Origin of the sequence: Oceanispirochaeta sp., from assembly GCF_027859075.1 — a bacterium.
Taxonomy (GTDB): Bacteria; Spirochaetota; Spirochaetia; order DSM-2461; family DSM-2461; genus Oceanispirochaeta.
In genome coordinates this window covers 1-15,610 of the sequence record NZ_JAQIBL010000187.1, presented here as the reverse complement: position 1 = coordinate 15,610, position 15,610 = coordinate 1, and the positions used below count along the sequence as shown (strand labels likewise).

20 protein-coding genes are annotated in these 15,610 nt (G+C 44.6%); 13 read left to right on the top strand and 7 right to left on the bottom strand.

All coding sequences use genetic code 11. The annotated features are described in order from the left end of the window. Positions 1 to 12 precede the first annotated feature (12 nt). From PF479_RS10235 to PF479_RS10215, 5 genes are all read right to left on the bottom strand, one after another. Positions 13 to 414 (bottom strand): hypothetical protein, encoded by a 402-nt coding sequence (locus PF479_RS10235; RefSeq protein WP_298005856.1) that lies wholly within the window; start codon positions 412 to 414, stop codon positions 13 to 15. A 26-nt stretch (positions 415 to 440) separates the two neighbouring features. Beyond that, positions 441 to 1,301 carry a carbohydrate ABC transporter permease gene (locus PF479_RS10230; protein ID WP_298005854.1) on the bottom strand — a complete coding sequence of 287 codons (861 nt, stop codon included), beginning with the start codon at positions 1,299 to 1,301 and terminating at the stop codon, positions 441 to 443. Positions 1,302 to 1,303: 2 nt separating this feature from the next. Next, positions 1,304 to 2,227: a carbohydrate ABC transporter permease gene (locus PF479_RS10225; RefSeq protein WP_298005851.1), complete on the bottom strand. Its 924-nt coding sequence runs from the start codon at positions 2,225 to 2,227 to the stop codon at positions 1,304 to 1,306. 90 nt (positions 2,228 to 2,317) lie between these two features. Next, complete coding sequence (locus PF479_RS10220) at positions 2,318 to 3,670, bottom strand: sugar ABC transporter substrate-binding protein (RefSeq protein ID WP_298005849.1); 1,353 nt, start codon at positions 3,668 to 3,670, stop codon at positions 2,318 to 2,320. A gap of 59 nt (positions 3,671 to 3,729) precedes the next feature. Continuing rightward, a complete protein-coding gene (locus PF479_RS10215; protein WP_298005846.1) occupies positions 3,730 to 5,649 on the bottom strand; it encodes a beta-L-arabinofuranosidase domain-containing protein in 1,920 nt (639 codons plus the stop codon). A gap of 260 nt (positions 5,650 to 5,909) precedes the next feature. On the opposite strand from PF479_RS10215, the gene PF479_RS10210 reads away from it, so the two are divergent. Continuing rightward, the gene (locus PF479_RS10210; protein WP_298005843.1) at positions 5,910 to 6,935 is read left to right on the top strand and encodes a LacI family DNA-binding transcriptional regulator; all 1,026 of its coding nucleotides are present in this window, start codon (positions 5,910 to 5,912) and stop codon (positions 6,933 to 6,935) included. Between the two features lie 99 nt (positions 6,936 to 7,034). Here PF479_RS10210 and PF479_RS10205 read toward each other — a convergent pair whose 3' ends face one another. Continuing rightward, positions 7,035 to 7,823, bottom strand: coding sequence for an alpha/beta fold hydrolase (locus PF479_RS10205; RefSeq protein WP_298005841.1), 789 nt, complete (start codon positions 7,821 to 7,823; stop codon positions 7,035 to 7,037). Between the two features lie 328 nt (positions 7,824 to 8,151). Between PF479_RS10205 and PF479_RS10200 the strand changes: the two genes are divergently transcribed. From PF479_RS10200 to PF479_RS10190, 3 genes are all read left to right on the top strand, one after another. Then, positions 8,152 to 8,649: a hypothetical protein gene (locus PF479_RS10200; RefSeq protein ID WP_298005838.1), complete on the top strand. Its 498-nt coding sequence runs from the start codon at positions 8,152 to 8,154 to the stop codon at positions 8,647 to 8,649. Between the two features lie 130 nt (positions 8,650 to 8,779). Further along, complete coding sequence (locus PF479_RS10195) at positions 8,780 to 9,304, top strand: putative metalloprotease CJM1_0395 family protein (protein ID WP_298005835.1); 525 nt, start codon at positions 8,780 to 8,782, stop codon at positions 9,302 to 9,304. Between the two features lie 163 nt (positions 9,305 to 9,467). After that, positions 9,468 to 10,832 carry a hypothetical protein gene (locus PF479_RS10190; protein ID WP_298005832.1) on the top strand — a complete coding sequence of 455 codons (1,365 nt, stop codon included), beginning with the start codon at positions 9,468 to 9,470 and terminating at the stop codon, positions 10,830 to 10,832. 4 nt (positions 10,833 to 10,836) lie between these two features. On the opposite strand, the gene PF479_RS20780 is transcribed toward PF479_RS10190, so the two are convergent. Next, positions 10,837 to 11,034 carry a leucine-rich repeat domain-containing protein gene (locus PF479_RS20780; protein WP_367277225.1) on the bottom strand — a complete coding sequence of 66 codons (198 nt, stop codon included), beginning with the start codon at positions 11,032 to 11,034 and terminating at the stop codon, positions 10,837 to 10,839. A 308-nt stretch (positions 11,035 to 11,342) separates the two neighbouring features. Here PF479_RS20780 and PF479_RS10185 point away from each other — a divergent pair, with 308 nt between their 5' ends. The 9 genes from PF479_RS10185 to PF479_RS10145 all read left to right on the top strand — a co-directional run. After that, positions 11,343 to 11,690, top strand: coding sequence for a hypothetical protein (locus tag PF479_RS10185; protein ID WP_298005829.1), 348 nt, complete (start codon positions 11,343 to 11,345; stop codon positions 11,688 to 11,690). A 4-nt stretch (positions 11,691 to 11,694) separates the two neighbouring features. Next, positions 11,695 to 12,153 (top strand): PTS sugar transporter subunit IIA, encoded by a 459-nt coding sequence (locus tag PF479_RS10180; RefSeq protein WP_298005827.1) that lies wholly within the window; start codon positions 11,695 to 11,697, stop codon positions 12,151 to 12,153. Between the two features lies 1 nt (position 12,154). Next, positions 12,155 to 12,667: a Na+/H+ antiporter subunit E gene (locus PF479_RS10175; RefSeq protein ID WP_298005824.1), complete on the top strand. Its 513-nt coding sequence runs from the start codon at positions 12,155 to 12,157 to the stop codon at positions 12,665 to 12,667. After that, positions 12,664 to 12,942, top strand: a complete 279-nt coding sequence (locus PF479_RS10170; protein ID WP_298005821.1) for a monovalent cation/H+ antiporter complex subunit F — start codon at positions 12,664 to 12,666, stop codon at positions 12,940 to 12,942. Before PF479_RS10175 ends, PF479_RS10170 begins: the two co-directional genes overlap by 4 nt. Further along, entirely contained in the window at positions 12,939 to 13,289 is a 351-nt protein-coding gene (gene mnhG, locus PF479_RS10165) for a monovalent cation/H(+) antiporter subunit G (RefSeq protein ID WP_298005819.1), read from the top strand. The genes PF479_RS10170 and mnhG overlap by 4 nt, the downstream gene beginning before the upstream one ends. Beyond that, complete coding sequence (locus PF479_RS10160) at positions 13,286 to 13,519, top strand: hydrogenase subunit MbhD domain-containing protein (RefSeq protein ID WP_298005816.1); 234 nt, start codon at positions 13,286 to 13,288, stop codon at positions 13,517 to 13,519. The genes mnhG and PF479_RS10160 overlap by 4 nt, the downstream gene beginning before the upstream one ends. Then, positions 13,516 to 14,268 (top strand): MnhB domain-containing protein, encoded by a 753-nt coding sequence (locus tag PF479_RS10155; protein ID WP_298005813.1) that lies wholly within the window; start codon positions 13,516 to 13,518, stop codon positions 14,266 to 14,268. The genes PF479_RS10160 and PF479_RS10155 overlap by 4 nt, the downstream gene beginning before the upstream one ends. Next, entirely contained in the window at positions 14,265 to 14,609 is a 345-nt protein-coding gene (locus PF479_RS10150; RefSeq protein ID WP_298005811.1) for a sodium:proton antiporter, read from the top strand. Before PF479_RS10155 ends, PF479_RS10150 begins: the two co-directional genes overlap by 4 nt. Beyond that, a partial coding sequence (locus tag PF479_RS10145; protein ID WP_298005808.1) for a proton-conducting transporter membrane subunit occupies positions 14,596 to 15,610 on the top strand: 1,015 nt, incomplete at its 3' end. The genes PF479_RS10150 and PF479_RS10145, both read left to right, overlap by 14 nt.

Here is a 15,610-nt window from a genome sequence, read left to right as displayed (position 1 = left end):
GCTTTATTCTCTTTAATAATTTCTTTTTTGAATATGTTTATAGAGTGTCTCCGCTGAGGTATACGGTGGGCCTTTCAGCAGATAGGAAGGGCTGGTACCCTGTTTTTTTCTGAAAAGGAGTCCGCCATGAAGCACATTGCCCTGGAGAGAAAACACTTTTGAAACAGCCGGAATCACTTCTTCGGGAAGTTCAGCGCTGTTTCCGGCCTTTGAATCCCTATGTTGCATAATGAACTTCTGATCAATGGCAAGGGGATTGAAATGTTCCAGAACCATTTCCAGTTCCCGCTGGGATTCAATGTCTCTGTTTACAATAAAGCAGGAGAGACATCCATCCTCTTCATTGTATACGGCTGCTGCATCAATATAAGGAACGGAAGAGCCGGCTGTAAATCCTGTACTCTTTATGAACAATGATTCTGTCCTTCATCCTTATACCTCTAATTTTTCAAACCAGTCATGACAATACCTTCAACGAAATACCTCTGACCGACAAGGTAGAAGAGGATTCCGGGAACAAAGGAAATGCAGGTTGCACTCATGATCATTGACCAGTCAGAACCCAATGACCCCTTGAACTGAGAAAGGCCGACGGCTATAGTAAATTTATCCTGGGAATTGATATAGATCATTTGATGCAGCAGATCATTCCAGAGGAAAATAAACAGGAGAAGAGACACAACAATCATAGCCGATTTAATGGCCGGCATTATAATACTGACCAGGATTCTAAAATAACTGGCTCCATCTATTGTTGCCGCTTCGTCCAATTCTCTCGGAATACTTCTGATGAACTGGCGAATCAGGAAAATATTAAAAGCTCCCCCCCCGCAGAAATGGGGGATGATCAAGGGCAGATAGCTGTCAACGAGATGGAATCCTCTGGTCCACATTGTATAAAGAGGAACCAGGGTGACCATCAGCGGCAGCAGCATTGACCCCACACAGAGTGAGAACAAAAAGTCTTTTCCACGGAAACGCAACCGGGCAAAGGCATAACCCGCCATTGTTGCTGTTACAGTTCCTCCCAGTAAAGAGGGAAAGATAATCATCACTGTATTACGCAGATATTTCCAGAATGGGAAGTACTCCAATGTTTTGACATAATTTTTAAATAACCAGTTCTTCGGAAAGAAGGCCGGTGGAAAAGCATATAATTCGGTGTTGGTCATCAAACTTGAGCGGAACATCCACCATATGGGCAACATGACGACAGCAGTCAGAATGACTAAAATTACAAATGCTGAAGAATTCATTCTCCATTCCTGACGGCCATGGCTCCCCCTTGATTTTACAGCCATTCTTATTCGTCTCCTTCGTAGTAAATCCAGCTTTTGCTGGTTGCAAACAGTATAAGTGTGAACACGGCGATGATGATGAAAAAGATAAAGGAGATGGAACAGGCATAACCTAGTTGATTGCTGATAAAGGCATAGCGGTACATTAGATAGGTGATAAAAGTTGAAGACGTTCCCGGACCACCATTTGTCAGGGCAAGGGCAGGTACGACAATCTGCATATTGATTATAAGAGACATCAAAAGATTGTAGAATATGATGGGTGTCATCGAGGGCAATGTCACATGAAGAAACCTCTGAAATCCGTTTGCACCGTCTATTTCCGAAGCTTCATAATAGACCCGGGGAACATTCTGAAGTCCCGCTAAAAAAATAACAATGAGATTGCCTGACAGCCATACCGCAATAAGGGCCAGGGAGGGAATGACATATTTTGAATCGGCTAAAAACTGGATTTTACTAACCCCCAGGAGAGTGAGGATATAGTTGAAAAGACCGAAATTCGATTCATAAAGCCAGGACCATCCTATATATACTGCAATGGAAGGCAGGATATAGGGAAGATAGAAAACAGCCCTGAAAAATCCTCGGGCGGGAACTTTTCTGTTCAAAAGAATAGCAATAAAGAGGGAGAAAATAAGACAACCGATCACTGCCAGGATAGAAAAATAGACCGTGACTCTAATGGAATCCAGAAAATAAGGATCAGAAGTAAAAAGCCGTTTATAATTATCAAGGCCTATGAATACCGGAACAATTGCTCCCTTACCCCATTTAAAAAAACCAAGAATAAAAGCGCTTAAGAGGGGCAGATATGTGATAAAAACCAGACCTATAATGGCCGGCAGTAAGCAGAGATAGGCTGTTCTGGATTCCTGCTTTCTCATCTGCAGGCGACTTGATCTATTACTTTTTTTAATTTGTAGCATACAGTTCTTCCTGAGTTGACATGATAGTACAGGGAAACGATGGAAGTCCAACCGTTCCCCTGTATTCAAAAAAGTATGAAATCAGAAGCCTTAACCGCCATACTGATAGGCGCTGCGCAGTGCATCCGCCTTTTCAGAGATGACCTCTTTGGCTGTTTTATTACCTACCCAGACATCACCCAGCAGAGACCCCAACAAAGTATTGAAATCAACAGTATTGTTTACATAGTACCAGGCTGCGGATCTTGAATAATTCAAAGCATAATCAACGACTGCAGATTTGTACTCATCATAGGGAGGGAAATTCGGATTATCAACCCATTTGTGAGTCTTCGCTTCATCGGTGTACCATTCTTCCAGTACCGGCATCCAGATACCCAGTTCTATGAGATTCCAGCTGTTTTCTTCCTTAGCATACCACTTCACCCATTCCATAGCCTCAGCCTGGTGTTTGCTCTGACTGAAAACAACATTGGGTCCACCGGTACAAATTGTCACTTTCTCTTTCATATATGGAAGAACAGCTACACCATAGTTCAGCCCCTCGTCCCTGGCAGAAGCCAGACAGGTTCCGATATTCCATTGACCGTTGGTTGTCATAGCACAGGTACCCGCGATAAGTGATCTCTGAACACCATCATCAGTCAGACCTACAGACAGGGGGGCAACCTTATCAACGAGGTATAGATCTGCGATTTTCTGAATAGCTTCAATGGAAGCAGGTTTGCTGATTGCAATGTCTGAACCATCACTGTTGAAGAAGCCTCCACCGTTGCTCAAGCACCAGGTTTCCAACTGCCAGGTGAGGTTTTCGACCATAATTCCATACTGAACGATACTGTTTGCATCAAAGTTTGCAGACTTGGCATTGTTGCCTTTTGAATCAAATGTTAGAAGTTTCGCTGTCTCGACAAATTCATCCCATGTCCAGGCTTTCTCCGCAGCACTTGGTGGATAGGCAACCCCGGCTTTGTCGAACATGTCTTTGTTGTAGTACATCAGCAGGATTTCATTGGCTGCAGAATAGGCAATGGGTTTGTTGTCATACTTGAATGTAAGACTATCCAGAGGTTTTGAATCATTTGGTCCATACATTCCTGAAACATCGGCCAGCAATCCGCTTTCAGCAAACTGAAGAACACCGGCTTCACTCATGATACCGCAGTCAGGAAGCTGTTTGGCAACAGCCATCGTGTTGAGTTTCGTGACATATGAATCGTGGTTTATCGACATAACCTCAACTTCAATACGGTCCTGTTCTCCATTGAATTTGTCAGCAACAGACTGTACTGCCTTACCTTCATCCGGGGTTCCCCAGAAGGAATAAATGACATTCACTTTTCCATCTGTACTCCCACCGGCATCCTGTTTTCCAGCAGCAAACAGACCGTTGATCAGAACGACGCTCATTAGCAGCAGAACAGCTAATACTCTCTTTTTCATGATTTCCTCCACTCATAAAATGTATAATACTACAACCCTATTGGCTGTATATCCCCTATTTAAATTCGAACCTTCTGCCACACAATCATTTCACCAGGAGTTCTGTTGCACCACAAGCTGTAGGGCACGGCCCTGATTTTTTCCGGTATGATTCTGTAATCCGGAGATCCGTACAATTGGGACACTCCGTTTTCAATTCTGACTCCCTCATACTCAAGAAACGGCAGTTCTCCGGGCAATTGGATCATTTCTTCTGCTCTGCGAACAGGATATTCAGGATTGATGTAGAAGGATGCCAGATTTTTCCTGTTATCTGTTTCTTCCAGGCAGTAGATAAGAGGGCCGTATGTTAATGCGGCTTTTCCTGAGTTGGCCCGGACTTCATCGTTTGATGAGATCCAGACCGGTTCAACACTGGCACCGATCACGACTGCCCCGCCTTCTGGAAGTTCCAGACAGGCGTATCCATTTACAGTTTCCGGAAATACATCCCTGCCATTGATTTGATATGCCACGTTCTTGAAATACCGGGGTATCCGGACATGGATTCTGACGGCGGAATCAGCTGTGATTGTGACACTGCCTTTTTTAAACAGATCAGCATCCATCCGAACAGAATTGTCATTTTCCTGCAGAGTAATACTGGAAGATATAAACTGGTTAATAAACAGAGCATGACCATCGCTTGCATATATGTATTGTCCAAGAGAGGCCAGAGTCCGGGCAATATTCGTAGGACAGCAGGCGACACTGTACCAATCCTGTCTGACTGGTTTTACATGACCCATCGATGTTGAGGCAAGGCAGTTTTCCGGCCAGACTTCAAGGGGATTTACATAAAAGTACTGTCGCCCATCGGCACTGATTCCAGCCAGAACCGTATTGAAAAGGGCCTTTTCCACAATATCATAATAGGAGGCGTTTCCAGTAAGAGATGCCATACGCTGTCCGAACATCATCAGGCCGACAGAAGCACAGGTCTCACAATAGGTTGTGTCACTAGGCAGGTCATAATCAACAGTGAAACGCTCTAAAAAACCTGATGATCCCACGCCACCAGTGATATACATACGCTTTTCTGTTGTGCTGCTCCACAGTCTGCCAGCAGCATTTGCTAAATCCGCATCCCCGCACTCCTGAGCCAGATCAGCCATGGCAGAACACATGTACATGGCACGAACGGCATGCCCTTCGATACAATCCTGCTGTACAGGAGGCATATGTGTCTGGGAATACTTGAGATTATAATTTGAAAATTCCGGAAATATCCCCTTCCCTTCACGCCTCTCTATCTCTTCATAAAAATAATTATCTTCATGACCTCTTTGAGATATAAAATGCTTTGCTGTATCAAGATAAGAAGACTTCTGAGTTATCCTGTAAAGTTTGACCAAAGCCAGTTCTATTTCCTGATGTCCCGGGTAGCCGGGATGCTGGCCCTCTTCCGGGCCGAAGGTCTGACTGATTAAATCTGCAAAGCGGCATGCCGTATCTAATAAAATCTTTTTACCGGTTGCCGTATAATAAGCAACTGCCGCTTCGATCAAGTGGCCGGCACAGTATAATTCGTGACCTTCCAGAAGGTTAGTCCAGCGTTTGTCGGGATACTTTATTGTAAAATAGGTATTCAGGTAACCATCCTGCTGCTGAGCATTTGCAATTATATCGATCAATTTGTCAGCGTTTTCAATGAGGTGATCACCATTTCCACTTTCAATACAGTAGGCAACTGCTTCAAGCCATTTGTAGGCATCAGAGTCCAAAAAGACAGTGCCATAGTGGTTTCCGTTCTTTTCTCCGGCGGCAATTCTGAAATTTTCCAGACAGTGAGATCGTTCCACACCCTCTATCCGGTCGTTAAGGATTTCCCACTGGTAGGGTATAGCTGAATCAGAAATGATCTGAACATAGTGACTGAATAAGGGATCGTGAATTGTTATTGTGCTCAATGGCAATGAATGAAAATATCCCTTCTGCATAAAGACTCTCCTAGATTGTTAAACGTTTCATACTAATTGCAACACAAGGCGGTATGACCAACATTTATATTAAACGTTTAATATTTAATTTACATTACACCCGGTTTTTATTTTTGTAAATGTCTTTTTTTATTAAATATTGCAGGTTTTTCTTCTTTTTCAGTTGAAACCCTCAGATGGTGAGTTTAAAATAAGTAAACGTTTAATAAAGTTAGGTTTAAAAAATCAAAACAATCCTGTGATTCAATTGAGGAAGTCTATTGGCAACAATTAAAGAGATATCGGAAAAAGTCGGCGTATCAATAGCAACTGTATCTAAAGTATTAAACGGACAGTCAGGGGTTAGCACAAAGACACAGAAAAAAGTTCAGGCAGTTGCAAAAGAACTGAATTACAGACCCAACCTGAACGCCAGGCATTTGAAGACTGGAAACAGCCGGACTCTTGGAATCATTACTGAAGACCTCACCGTATTCAATACACCAAAGATCGTTGATGGAATCGGTGTCAGCTGTGATGAACGGGATTACCACTACATCCTTGGAAATCTCCGTTTCAATAAAAGATTCGGCCATAACCCCATTTATGCAAAGGAGAAAGAACAGCTTGTTCAGTCAGTCCTTGATGATATGCTTTCCAAACAGGTTGACGGAATCCTGTATGTTGGCTGTCATAGCCACGCCGTAGCATACTTGAAACCACAGGACGATATTCGCTTTGTATGCATGTACTGTTTCAGTGAAGAACAAGATATCCCATCAGTGAATTATAATGACCGGGAGGCAGCAAAAAAAGTTGCTGAATTCCTGATTTCCAAAGGACACAGGAACATTGGAGTCCTTGCGGGAGATATAAACTCTTTGCATACAAACAACCGGCTGCTGGGGTTTCAGGAAGCTCTTTACGAATCAAATATTCCCTATAATCCAAATCTAACATCTTTCGGAGAATGGGAGAGAGAGCATGGCTACCAGAATACTCAAAGATTGATTGAAGCTGGTGCTACTGCTATCTTTGCACATAACGATTTAATTGCCATTGGAGTTATAGATTACTGCAATCAAAACAGGATTGAAATAGGTAAAGAACTTGATCTTGTTGGCTTTGACAATAGAGAAATTGCCGATGTCTGCCGTCCGAAACTTACCACTGTGAACCTGCCGCTTTTTGAAATCGGACGTTCGGCAGCAAACATAATGCTGGATATGATTGAAAAGAAATACATACCTGAAAAACACGATATGCTCATGAGCTGCAGTATTATCGAGAGGGATTCAACTGGGTAGGAAATATGGAATAGTGTTCTCCATGATATTGAAACCTCGAGGCAGAAAGGCTGGAGAATAGGAATTTCATCTTAGAGTCGCGTAACCCATTGCTTTGTCCTATGATAAAAAATCAAAGATCGATTGAAACATTCCCCGGCTTGCCAATATCTTGTTATGACCCAAACCATTCGTCAATTTCAGGTCAGCATTTACATTAGATTCCTTCAGAGAATGGGCATCAGAAACAGGAATTTCTTCATCCAGCTTATCGTGAGCGATCAGTATGGGATCATTTATCTGGCTTACAGCTGATGATAAATGGTAATCATCAACTTTGAAATTAAATGCGTCTTCTAAACCCTTAGTCAGATCATCAAGGGTGGTCATCTCATTTCTATTTTTACAATAATTCTTCAGAACTGTTGATAGATTCTCAGGGGCACTTATGAGAACAAGGTTCTTTGTAGAAATTTGATACTGTGAGAACTGTCCTGTTCCAGCTGCTACAAACCCGGCGGCAAGGGCTCCCAGGGAGTGTCCTATCACTGCAAATAGATCATTCAGTGTTTCTGCAACACAGGCAATCGCTCTGCCGAATTCAAACATACTGGACACATCTGTCCTGTCTGATTTTTTAGAATCTCCATGGGCTGGAGCATCAAATACCAGAACATGAAACCCCTTACTTTCCAGAAACCGTGCCAGCAATGCCATATGGCTTGCCCGGGAACCCCATCCATGAACTAACAGTACATCCCTGCCGGTTCCCAATGAATAAGCTCTTAATACTCTATCTTCAAAAACAATTTCCTGAACCTGTGCATGAGCGAAGGCTTTTCGATCAAATGGGATCTCCTCCTGTGGTGGAGGAGTACAAAATTGCCTTACCAGGGTTTGCCTGTCCATTTCTTCTCCTAGATAGTGGTTTATAACACAATAATCATCACTATTGTATCTATTTTGGGATATCAATAAACAACCTTCTATTTCTTCATATCCTTTACAAACTTACTGATATATTTATTTCTCAACTGATTCCGGGGTTGGTCTGGCATTATTCTATGGGATGCGGCAGTTTTTACTTTGGAGAAAATAACGATTGTCTCTTCAGAATGAAAATAAAATCTATTAGGTCTTTCACCGCCATATAATCACCTGGAACTGTCGCTCCCGATAGAAAAAGGATAATCGGGAACCTCTTTTACGGAAGTAAAACCAGGAGTATACTATCTCCATGCAGGTAGAAGAAATTAGTATTCCCGCCCATCCCCCCTTTCCGAACAGCGCCTGTCCCGTGCTGCTCTATAAGGGAGTCTTCGGCAAAAACGAAGTATCAGCAGAACTATTCGAGGAACTTTTTGCCAGCAACAACTGGCCCCAGCAATGGCGCAACGGAGTCTACTCATTCCATCATTTCCACTCAACCGCCCATGAGGTGCTCGGGTTCTATGCCGGAGAGGCCCAACTGCAGCTCGGTGGTCCCTCCGGCCCGAAGCTGATGGTCCAGGCCGGGGATGCTGTACTGCTTCCCGCCGGGACGGGCCATTTTAATATCCGCCAGTCCCGAGATTTTTACTGTGTTGGCGCCTATGTTGCGGGATCTACGGTCGATTTATTGCGGGGAGAGGAGGCTGAATATGCGGCTGCAGCAGAGCGGGCGGCCTCAGTCCCGATAAAGGAAACGGATCCGGTCACCGGGAAGAGACTGATCTGGAAAGAGCAGGCCCAATAGACCGGCTCCTTTTCAGATTTCTATTTGCCCACCAGGATTCCGATTCCCACCCCGCAAACTCCTGTTATCGGCAATTCACTGAATGCCAACTGAAGTTGAATCTGACTGATTCTAATATTACAATGTAGATATGCGCATCGCTAATGATTACGGTATGGGTCCGGTGATCCCCGGACGACATCCTCTTCCAGGGTCAAAAGAGACCAGAACCGAGCAGGTTCTGATCATGCGTCACACCCCGAAGTCTGAAGAAAAGCCAGTCCCGGGAAGTACAAAGGGCGCAGAGGGCATACCGATCTCCGGTACAGACTACCTGCTGAAATCCTCTGATGAAGCCGCAGTCAGAGATCGTGAGGTCAGAGCCCACGAAAAAGCCCACCTGATGAGCCTGGGAGGGGCTGCTGCTTCCGGTGTCCAGCTGACGACACATCGGGGTCCGGACGGTGCGGTCTACGCTGTCGGAGGCGGCATTAAGGTGGATATGAGTCCTGTTCCAGGAAATCCCCGCGCGACCCTCAACAAGGCCCAGGCAGTCCTACGGGCTGCTGACGCCCCCGGGGATCCTTCGGCGGCGGACATGCGTGTTGCCGCAGAAGCCTACCGGATGGTGCGTGATGCCAGAGAAAACATTCTGGAAGAGGGGATACTGGCTTAAACCCGGTTAAACTTCAAATATATATCAAAGAGAGGATTTAGATTGATCAAATTTATTATTGGACTATTGATTGGAGCTGTAACAGTCGTTTTCGCCATTCAGAACCCTGAGAGTGTTGCCTATATTTATTGCAATCAGGCAATCTATCATAAGGAGGCAGAATGTGGGTGAAAGCACGGTTCATAGAACCATCAGACTGCTGCAGAAGGTCGTAGAAGACTTAAATGTGGATATTCCTTTGTCAGAATTGGAAAGGATCGGGGTAATGATCAACAGAGCCATGAGTGCTCAGGAAAGGAGTTTTCATACCCCCGAACATATTTTTGACCTGGCCAGCCCTGAAGATCCCTATATTACACTGGCAGCATTGTTTCATGATATTGTTTATTTTCAGGTCGACCAGGGATTTTCCCCTGATATCGATAAATTGATAGCCCCTTACATCGTTATTAAAAACAGTAATATTTCTCTTATTGAAAATGTCAATGTTAACGACAGGGCGTTCTGGGGTTGTCTCTGTGTTTTCGGTTTTAAGGTCGGACAATTGTTGTCTCCCTTTAATGGGATGAATGAGTTTTTAAGCGCCCTGGTTATGAATCTGCTTCTTGAAGGATTGGTAGCTGATAAGGATCTCCTTATTACGACCGCCTGTATTGAACAAACCATACCCTTCCGGAAAATCGATGAGAAAGGAAACACTCCTTCCATGCTTTTGGAAAGAAATCTAATAAATACCTGCAATCAATTCAGCCTGAAATTGACAAAATCCGAAATTGAGTATGCCGTAAAATCAGCAGTCACCGTTGCCAATCGAGATGTCTGGAATTTTTGTGAAGAAGATGTCGCTCTTTTTCTGGATATTACATGGAAATTACTTCCCGAAACCAATCCTTCCTTAAGAATGAAGGGGAGTTATACAATAAATAATTACTGCCTGGCCTTGAAAAAGATGGAAGCCTTTCTATACTTTCTGGACCCTTTAACCGTTTTTAGTTCCTATAAAGGAACTCCTCCAGATGAAGAACTTCAGAGGATGACAGTCCTGGCTGAGAGAAACATTACAATGGCTAGAAAATATTTGGGTATCAAACTTCTTGCATCGGCAGTTCTTACTTCTCTGGCAGATATCAGTGGGGGCGATGCTCCTATGGAGTTGTTTATGGGAGATATGAAGATCGATTCCTGCAACGGTCAAATCTCCGACCTCCTTCCAGAAGTGAAAGAGAATCCTTCCGTGACTATTGATCAGGATTTATTTAATCTTCTGACCTTCGGACGGGCCAGCGCATCCAGTTTTGACCTGCAAAACTCACCCTTGTCTTTGTTCATTTACCGGCAGATAGGAACGGATGGCTTGAGTGAAAACCTGATCCTTGCCAAAAAAATGTTTGAGAAGAGCATTACAAATAGGGAATTTCTCCTGTTATTGCCTCGAAAAGTAATGAAAGGGATTGTCGCTGCCGGAATGGAAATGGCTTTTACCAGAAAAGAAATCCTGAATGCTTTTTTACAGGAACTGTCTGATTAGTAGATCATAATTCTGAGAGTACAGGATATCGTTCCTCCAGGAGTATGATGTCTCTTCGTGAGAGATGTCTGTTCACGATGAGGTTAACATATTCCAACTTAGGCAGCTCATTTAATACCCTCACATCTTCAATTTCATTAAATGAAAGATCCAGTGTACGAAGGCCTTTTAAATAAAAAACTGAATCGATTCTGAAACTCATCCGTATTTAAACCCAATTTCTCTGCATAGTAAAAAAGAGGTATCTGGACCTAGCCACCAGATATTGATAGTCAGTTAAGTATCCGAGAGTAGTAAATAATTGACGGGGAGCAAGCATAGAAGGAAACAAAGGAATTCAAAAAGGAATAATTGAGGGGTTATAAACAGTAAGATCATCTTATACTGATTAATGGGGGGACAGAGCATGATATTTGACTTGAGATTAGTAATACTTCATAATAAATTTAAATTCCTGATGAGATAAAGTGCAGTTCTGGAATCTGATAGAATCAACAAGCGGAGAACAAGATGAAACTGCTGGTATTCGTACTGAACGATGAAGAGTATCTTGAACAGGTTCTCAGCGCTTATATTGAAGCGGGTGTTGCTGGAGCCACCATCCTCGATTCAGAAGGGATGGGCCGTTTTCTGGCCTACGAGGTCCCTCTTTTTGCAGGCTTTAAAGATTTCATGAAGGGGAACAGACCCTATAACAAAACGATTCTGTCAGTGATTCGGGAACAGGATACAATTGAAGATCTCAAAAAACTCGTTGATGAAATAGTAGGCGGGCTAGATAAGCCGGGAACGGGCATCATGTTCACCCTTCCCATTGATTGGGCCTCCGGTCTTGTTCCGGAAGAGGAGGAGATATAATTCTATGGTTTCCATCTATTCATTACTTTACCCGGAGTGTGTGCTCCTTCACCCGAAAGCAGAAGAAAAAGCAGACTTAATCAAATTGATGATTGACAGTCTTGAAAAAGCGGGAAGAACCATCGACAAAGAGCAGCTGTTCAAGGATGTCATGGAACGGGAAAGACTCTCTTCAACAGGGTTGGACTACGGCTGCGCCATCCCCCATGCCCAGAGCGAAGCTCTTGAAGAAACAGTGATGGCGGCGGCCCTACTTGAAAAAGGGGTCGATTTCAATAGTCCTGACGGAAACCCGGCACAGCTTGTTTTTCTTATCGCCGGACCTAAGAACCAGGCGGGTCATCATCTGAAACTTCTTTCTAAAATGTCGAGGATTCTCCACGATAATGAGTTTAGAAATTCCCTGGAAAAAATTGCTTCCGTTTCCGGGTTCCTTGATCTGGTAAAAAAACGGGAGGATTAAATTGCGTATTGAAACCCTCTGGGGAATTACACGGTTTTTCATTACCTTTTTAACCCTATTTATCATCTGGCTCATTTTTACATTCAGCCTGGAACCCTATTCACTTATATCGGGACTTGCGGGCTCATTGGGAATCTCTCTTCTTACGTATAGAGTCTTTATCCCCTCCCATGATGCCTCCCGTGGTGCATTCATTCCACAGCCTTTCCATCTGATTCTTTTTTTTATTTTCCTGATATATCAACTCTATTCTTCCAGTATAAAAATGCTGGTTACTATTATCAGAGGAAATCCGAATCCCAGGATTGTCCATTTCCGGACGCGTCTTCATTCAGATCTGGCCAGAATGGTTCTGGCAAACTCCATAACCTTCACACCGGGAACGATTACCCTAGACCTGAATGATGACCATCTGACGGTTCACTGGTTTTTCTGCAATACAAATCATTCCAAGCTGGCCGGAGAAACAATAAAAGGCGATTTTGAAAAATACATCAGGAGGGTGTGGAGATGAGAATGTTGATGCTCGAATTCATGCAGTGGTTTCTCCTTGCCTGTGCCTTCATGTGTGTCATACGCCTGGTCACAGGTAAAAATGCAGCAGATAAATTAGCCGGGTTGAATGTTCTTTCCGGTGTGGTTCTGGCTTTCATGGTTCTCCACGGAGTTCAACTGGGGCGGGCTCTCTATCTGGATGTAGCCCTGGTATACGATATATTCGGATTTCTGGGATTTCTGGCCATTGCCCATTTCCTGAAGAACAAGATTCCCGGAGAAGAGGAAAAATGATAGAGATTATTCTGATTGTGATTGCGTTCATTTCATTTTCCTCGGCCATCATTTTCGGTACTGCCGGTATTGTCGGACTCTTCCGATTTCCAGATCCTTACTCCCGCTTGCAGGCTGGTTCTCTCTGCGGGACAACTGCGGTATTCTCTATTTTTATCGGAGCTCTGGCCCTGGCGCCCAACTGGGCTATGGCGGCACGGATCATCATTGTCGCCTTTTTCTTTCTTCTCTCCTCACCAACGGGAACCCATATTGTGGCCCGTTTTGCCTGGAATTCAGGAACTTCCATCTGGAAACCAAAAACAGAAAAAAAGAACCCCGATGTAGATCGGATAGATCCTGCATGACCATTCTTATTCTGGTAATATTAATAGGTCTTTCACTTTATACATTGGGGACCAAAGATCTGCTTTACGGAGCCATTGCCCTTTCTGCCTTCAGCCTGCTCTCGGCTATCTTATTCTACCTCCTGTATGCTCCCGACGTCGCCATTACAGAAGCGGCTGTTGGAGCTGGTGTTTCCACTGTCATATTCGTCTGGGCTATCCGTGTAACTGACAGAGAGGATCGTACATGAAAGCCGGAAGAAAAATTCTGTACCGGAATTTTATGACTTTTTTGTCCCTGGCGGGAGTTCTCGCAATTGTCCTGCCAATCTTCCTTTCTTCAGGTTCCTGGCCGGACACAGCACGAAACTACCTGGAGCAAAATGGATTTATTGAGACAGGAGCCCGAAACCTGGTCAGCGCGATCTATCTGGGTTACAGGGCTTTCGATACATTAGGAGAAACCATTGTACTGCTGGTTGCCGTCAGCGGGACAATTGGAATCATCTCTCATTCCGGAATATCCCTTGCCAGGGGATATGGAAGAGAAGAGGAGAGTCAAAGCTCAAAGAAATCCCTACTACAAATAAAAAGAACAGAACTGCTGGATGTCGTTACAGGAAAAATGGGACCCATTGTTCTGATTTTCGGCCTGTATGTCATGCTCTACGGACACCTTTCACCGGGAGGAGGCTTCCAGGGGGGAGTTGTTATCGCGTCAGGGATTGTTTTCCTGGCATTGGGCAGTAAAAATGATTCTTCCATACGTCTTCAGGAAGCTCCCGTTCTCGCCAGAATAGAAGCGTCAGGATTTTTGATGCTGATCATTGCCTCTCTGATCGGGATTCCCGGGGGTGCCGGCTTTTTCGGGAATCCTCTCTCTTCCTCTGAAGAGTTCAAGGTAGGGTACATTATTATTTTGAATTCCATAATTGGTCTGAAGGTGGGTGCCGGCATCGGATACATGTGCGTTGCCATGCTGGGAAGGGAGGCAACATGATTGAAAGAGTACTCCTGTTGATTCTTTTTCTGATAGGATTTGGAGGCATTGTCAGTAAAAGGAATATTATCAAGAAAATATTCGCCCTGACGATCATGAACAGTTCTGTAGTCATTCTTTTCATAGTGGAAGGTTCAAGAATCGGAGACAACGCCCCCATACTGAAAGAGGGCTTGAAGAATATGGTCGATCCTGTACCACAGGCCCTGATGCTGACGGCCATTGTGATCGGTGTCTGCATCTCCGCTCTGGCTCTGGCTCTGGCTTTCAGACTGTATAGATATGCCCACTCATTTGATATGGATCTCATTCGGAAAAAGGTGAACGATGAATCCAGCTGATATGGTTTTTGCACCGATCTTCCTGCCTTTACTGGGTGGGGCTCTGTGTTTCTGCACCAGGGCTTTTTTAAAAAACAAGCTGGCCCGAAGTGTAGAATACTCCGCCGTATTCATTGGTCTGGGCCTACCCCTGCTGGTGCTGTTTTCTCTTTTTCCCATGGTTCTCTCCGGCCAAAGCATAGAACTGGTTATTGGCAACTGGAATTCGGGCATCGGGATCGTATACCGCTTTGACGGGCTAGCCTGGCTGGTGAATGTTCTGGGTTATTCAGTAGCCGCAGGAGCGTGGATTTATTCTTCGGGTGCAGGTCCTAAAGGACCTGAATTCAGCGCTCTCTTCCTGATTCAAACCGCGGCACTGGCTGCCACTTCCATGACAGTTGATTTGATCAATCTTTTTGTCTGCCTGGAAGTGATGGGTATTGTATCCTATGTGCTTGTTTCCAGTTCTGAAAAACCGGGAGCGTTTCTGGCATCTTTTTCCTATCTAATGGTCAGTGCAACAGCCATGATGTTTTTTCTCATCGGCCTGTTCGGTCTGTACAGACTGACAGGATCACTTTCCTACCAGGGTATTGCAGATGGATTAGCCCGCTTACCCCGGGAAGGCGGAATTTCGGCGACAATGTCTCTCTCCCTCATTGTTGCAGCCGTTGCAATGAGAGTCGCCGTTATGCCTCTGTATGGATGGCTTCCGGATGCCCATGCACTGGCACCCCATGCCATTTCGGCCGTACTATCGGGAGTCCTGATTAAAACCCCCCTCTTTGCCCTCTCGCGGATACTGATAATCATGCCCGGAGGCGCAGAAGCCGGCAGACTGATGGGGTATACCGGTGCCGTTACAGCCCTGGTGGGAGTTGTGATTGCCCTCTCACAGTCTGACACGAAACGCCTATTAGCCTATCACTCCATCAGTCAGATCGGTTTCATTGTATGTGCCTGGGGGGCGGCGTTAGCGGCAGGGATATCCACAGCCACCGGTCTGGCACTTATGTCTG

What these genes read in the sequence shown, in the direction of transcription:
- PF479_RS10230 (WP_298005854.1), bottom strand. Translation starts at nt 1,301, where the DNA reads ATGGCTGTAAAATCAAGGGGGAGCCATGGCCGTCAGGAATGGAGAATG.
- PF479_RS10225 (WP_298005851.1), bottom strand. Translation starts at nt 2,227, where the DNA reads ATGCTACAAATTAAAAAAAGTAATAGATCAAGTCGCCTGCAGATGAGA.
- PF479_RS10220 (WP_298005849.1), bottom strand. Translation starts at nt 3,670, where the DNA reads ATGAAAAAGAGAGTATTAGCTGTTCTGCTGCTAATGAGCGTCGTTCTG.
- PF479_RS10215 (WP_298005846.1), bottom strand. Translation starts at nt 5,649, where the DNA reads ATGCAGAAGGGATATTTTCATTCATTGCCATTGAGCACAATAACAATT.
- PF479_RS10205 (WP_298005841.1), bottom strand. Translation starts at nt 7,823, where the DNA reads ATGGACAGGCAAACCCTGGTAAGGCAATTTTGTACTCCTCCACCACAG.
- PF479_RS10200 (WP_298005838.1), top strand. Translation starts at nt 8,152, where the DNA reads ATGCAGGTAGAAGAAATTAGTATTCCCGCCCATCCCCCCTTTCCGAAC.
- PF479_RS10195 (WP_298005835.1), top strand. Translation starts at nt 8,780, where the DNA reads ATGCGCATCGCTAATGATTACGGTATGGGTCCGGTGATCCCCGGACGA.
- PF479_RS20780 (WP_367277225.1), bottom strand. Translation starts at nt 11,034, where the DNA reads ATGAGTTTCAGAATCGATTCAGTTTTTTATTTAAAAGGCCTTCGTACA.
- PF479_RS10185 (WP_298005829.1), top strand. Translation starts at nt 11,343, where the DNA reads ATGAAACTGCTGGTATTCGTACTGAACGATGAAGAGTATCTTGAACAG.
- PF479_RS10180 (WP_298005827.1), top strand. Translation starts at nt 11,695, where the DNA reads ATGGTTTCCATCTATTCATTACTTTACCCGGAGTGTGTGCTCCTTCAC.
- PF479_RS10170 (WP_298005821.1), top strand. Translation starts at nt 12,664, where the DNA reads ATGAGAATGTTGATGCTCGAATTCATGCAGTGGTTTCTCCTTGCCTGT.
- mnhG (WP_298005819.1), top strand. Translation starts at nt 12,939, where the DNA reads ATGATAGAGATTATTCTGATTGTGATTGCGTTCATTTCATTTTCCTCG.
- PF479_RS10160 (WP_298005816.1), top strand. Translation starts at nt 13,286, where the DNA reads ATGACCATTCTTATTCTGGTAATATTAATAGGTCTTTCACTTTATACA.
- PF479_RS10155 (WP_298005813.1), top strand. Translation starts at nt 13,516, where the DNA reads ATGAAAGCCGGAAGAAAAATTCTGTACCGGAATTTTATGACTTTTTTG.
- PF479_RS10150 (WP_298005811.1), top strand. Translation starts at nt 14,265, where the DNA reads ATGATTGAAAGAGTACTCCTGTTGATTCTTTTTCTGATAGGATTTGGA.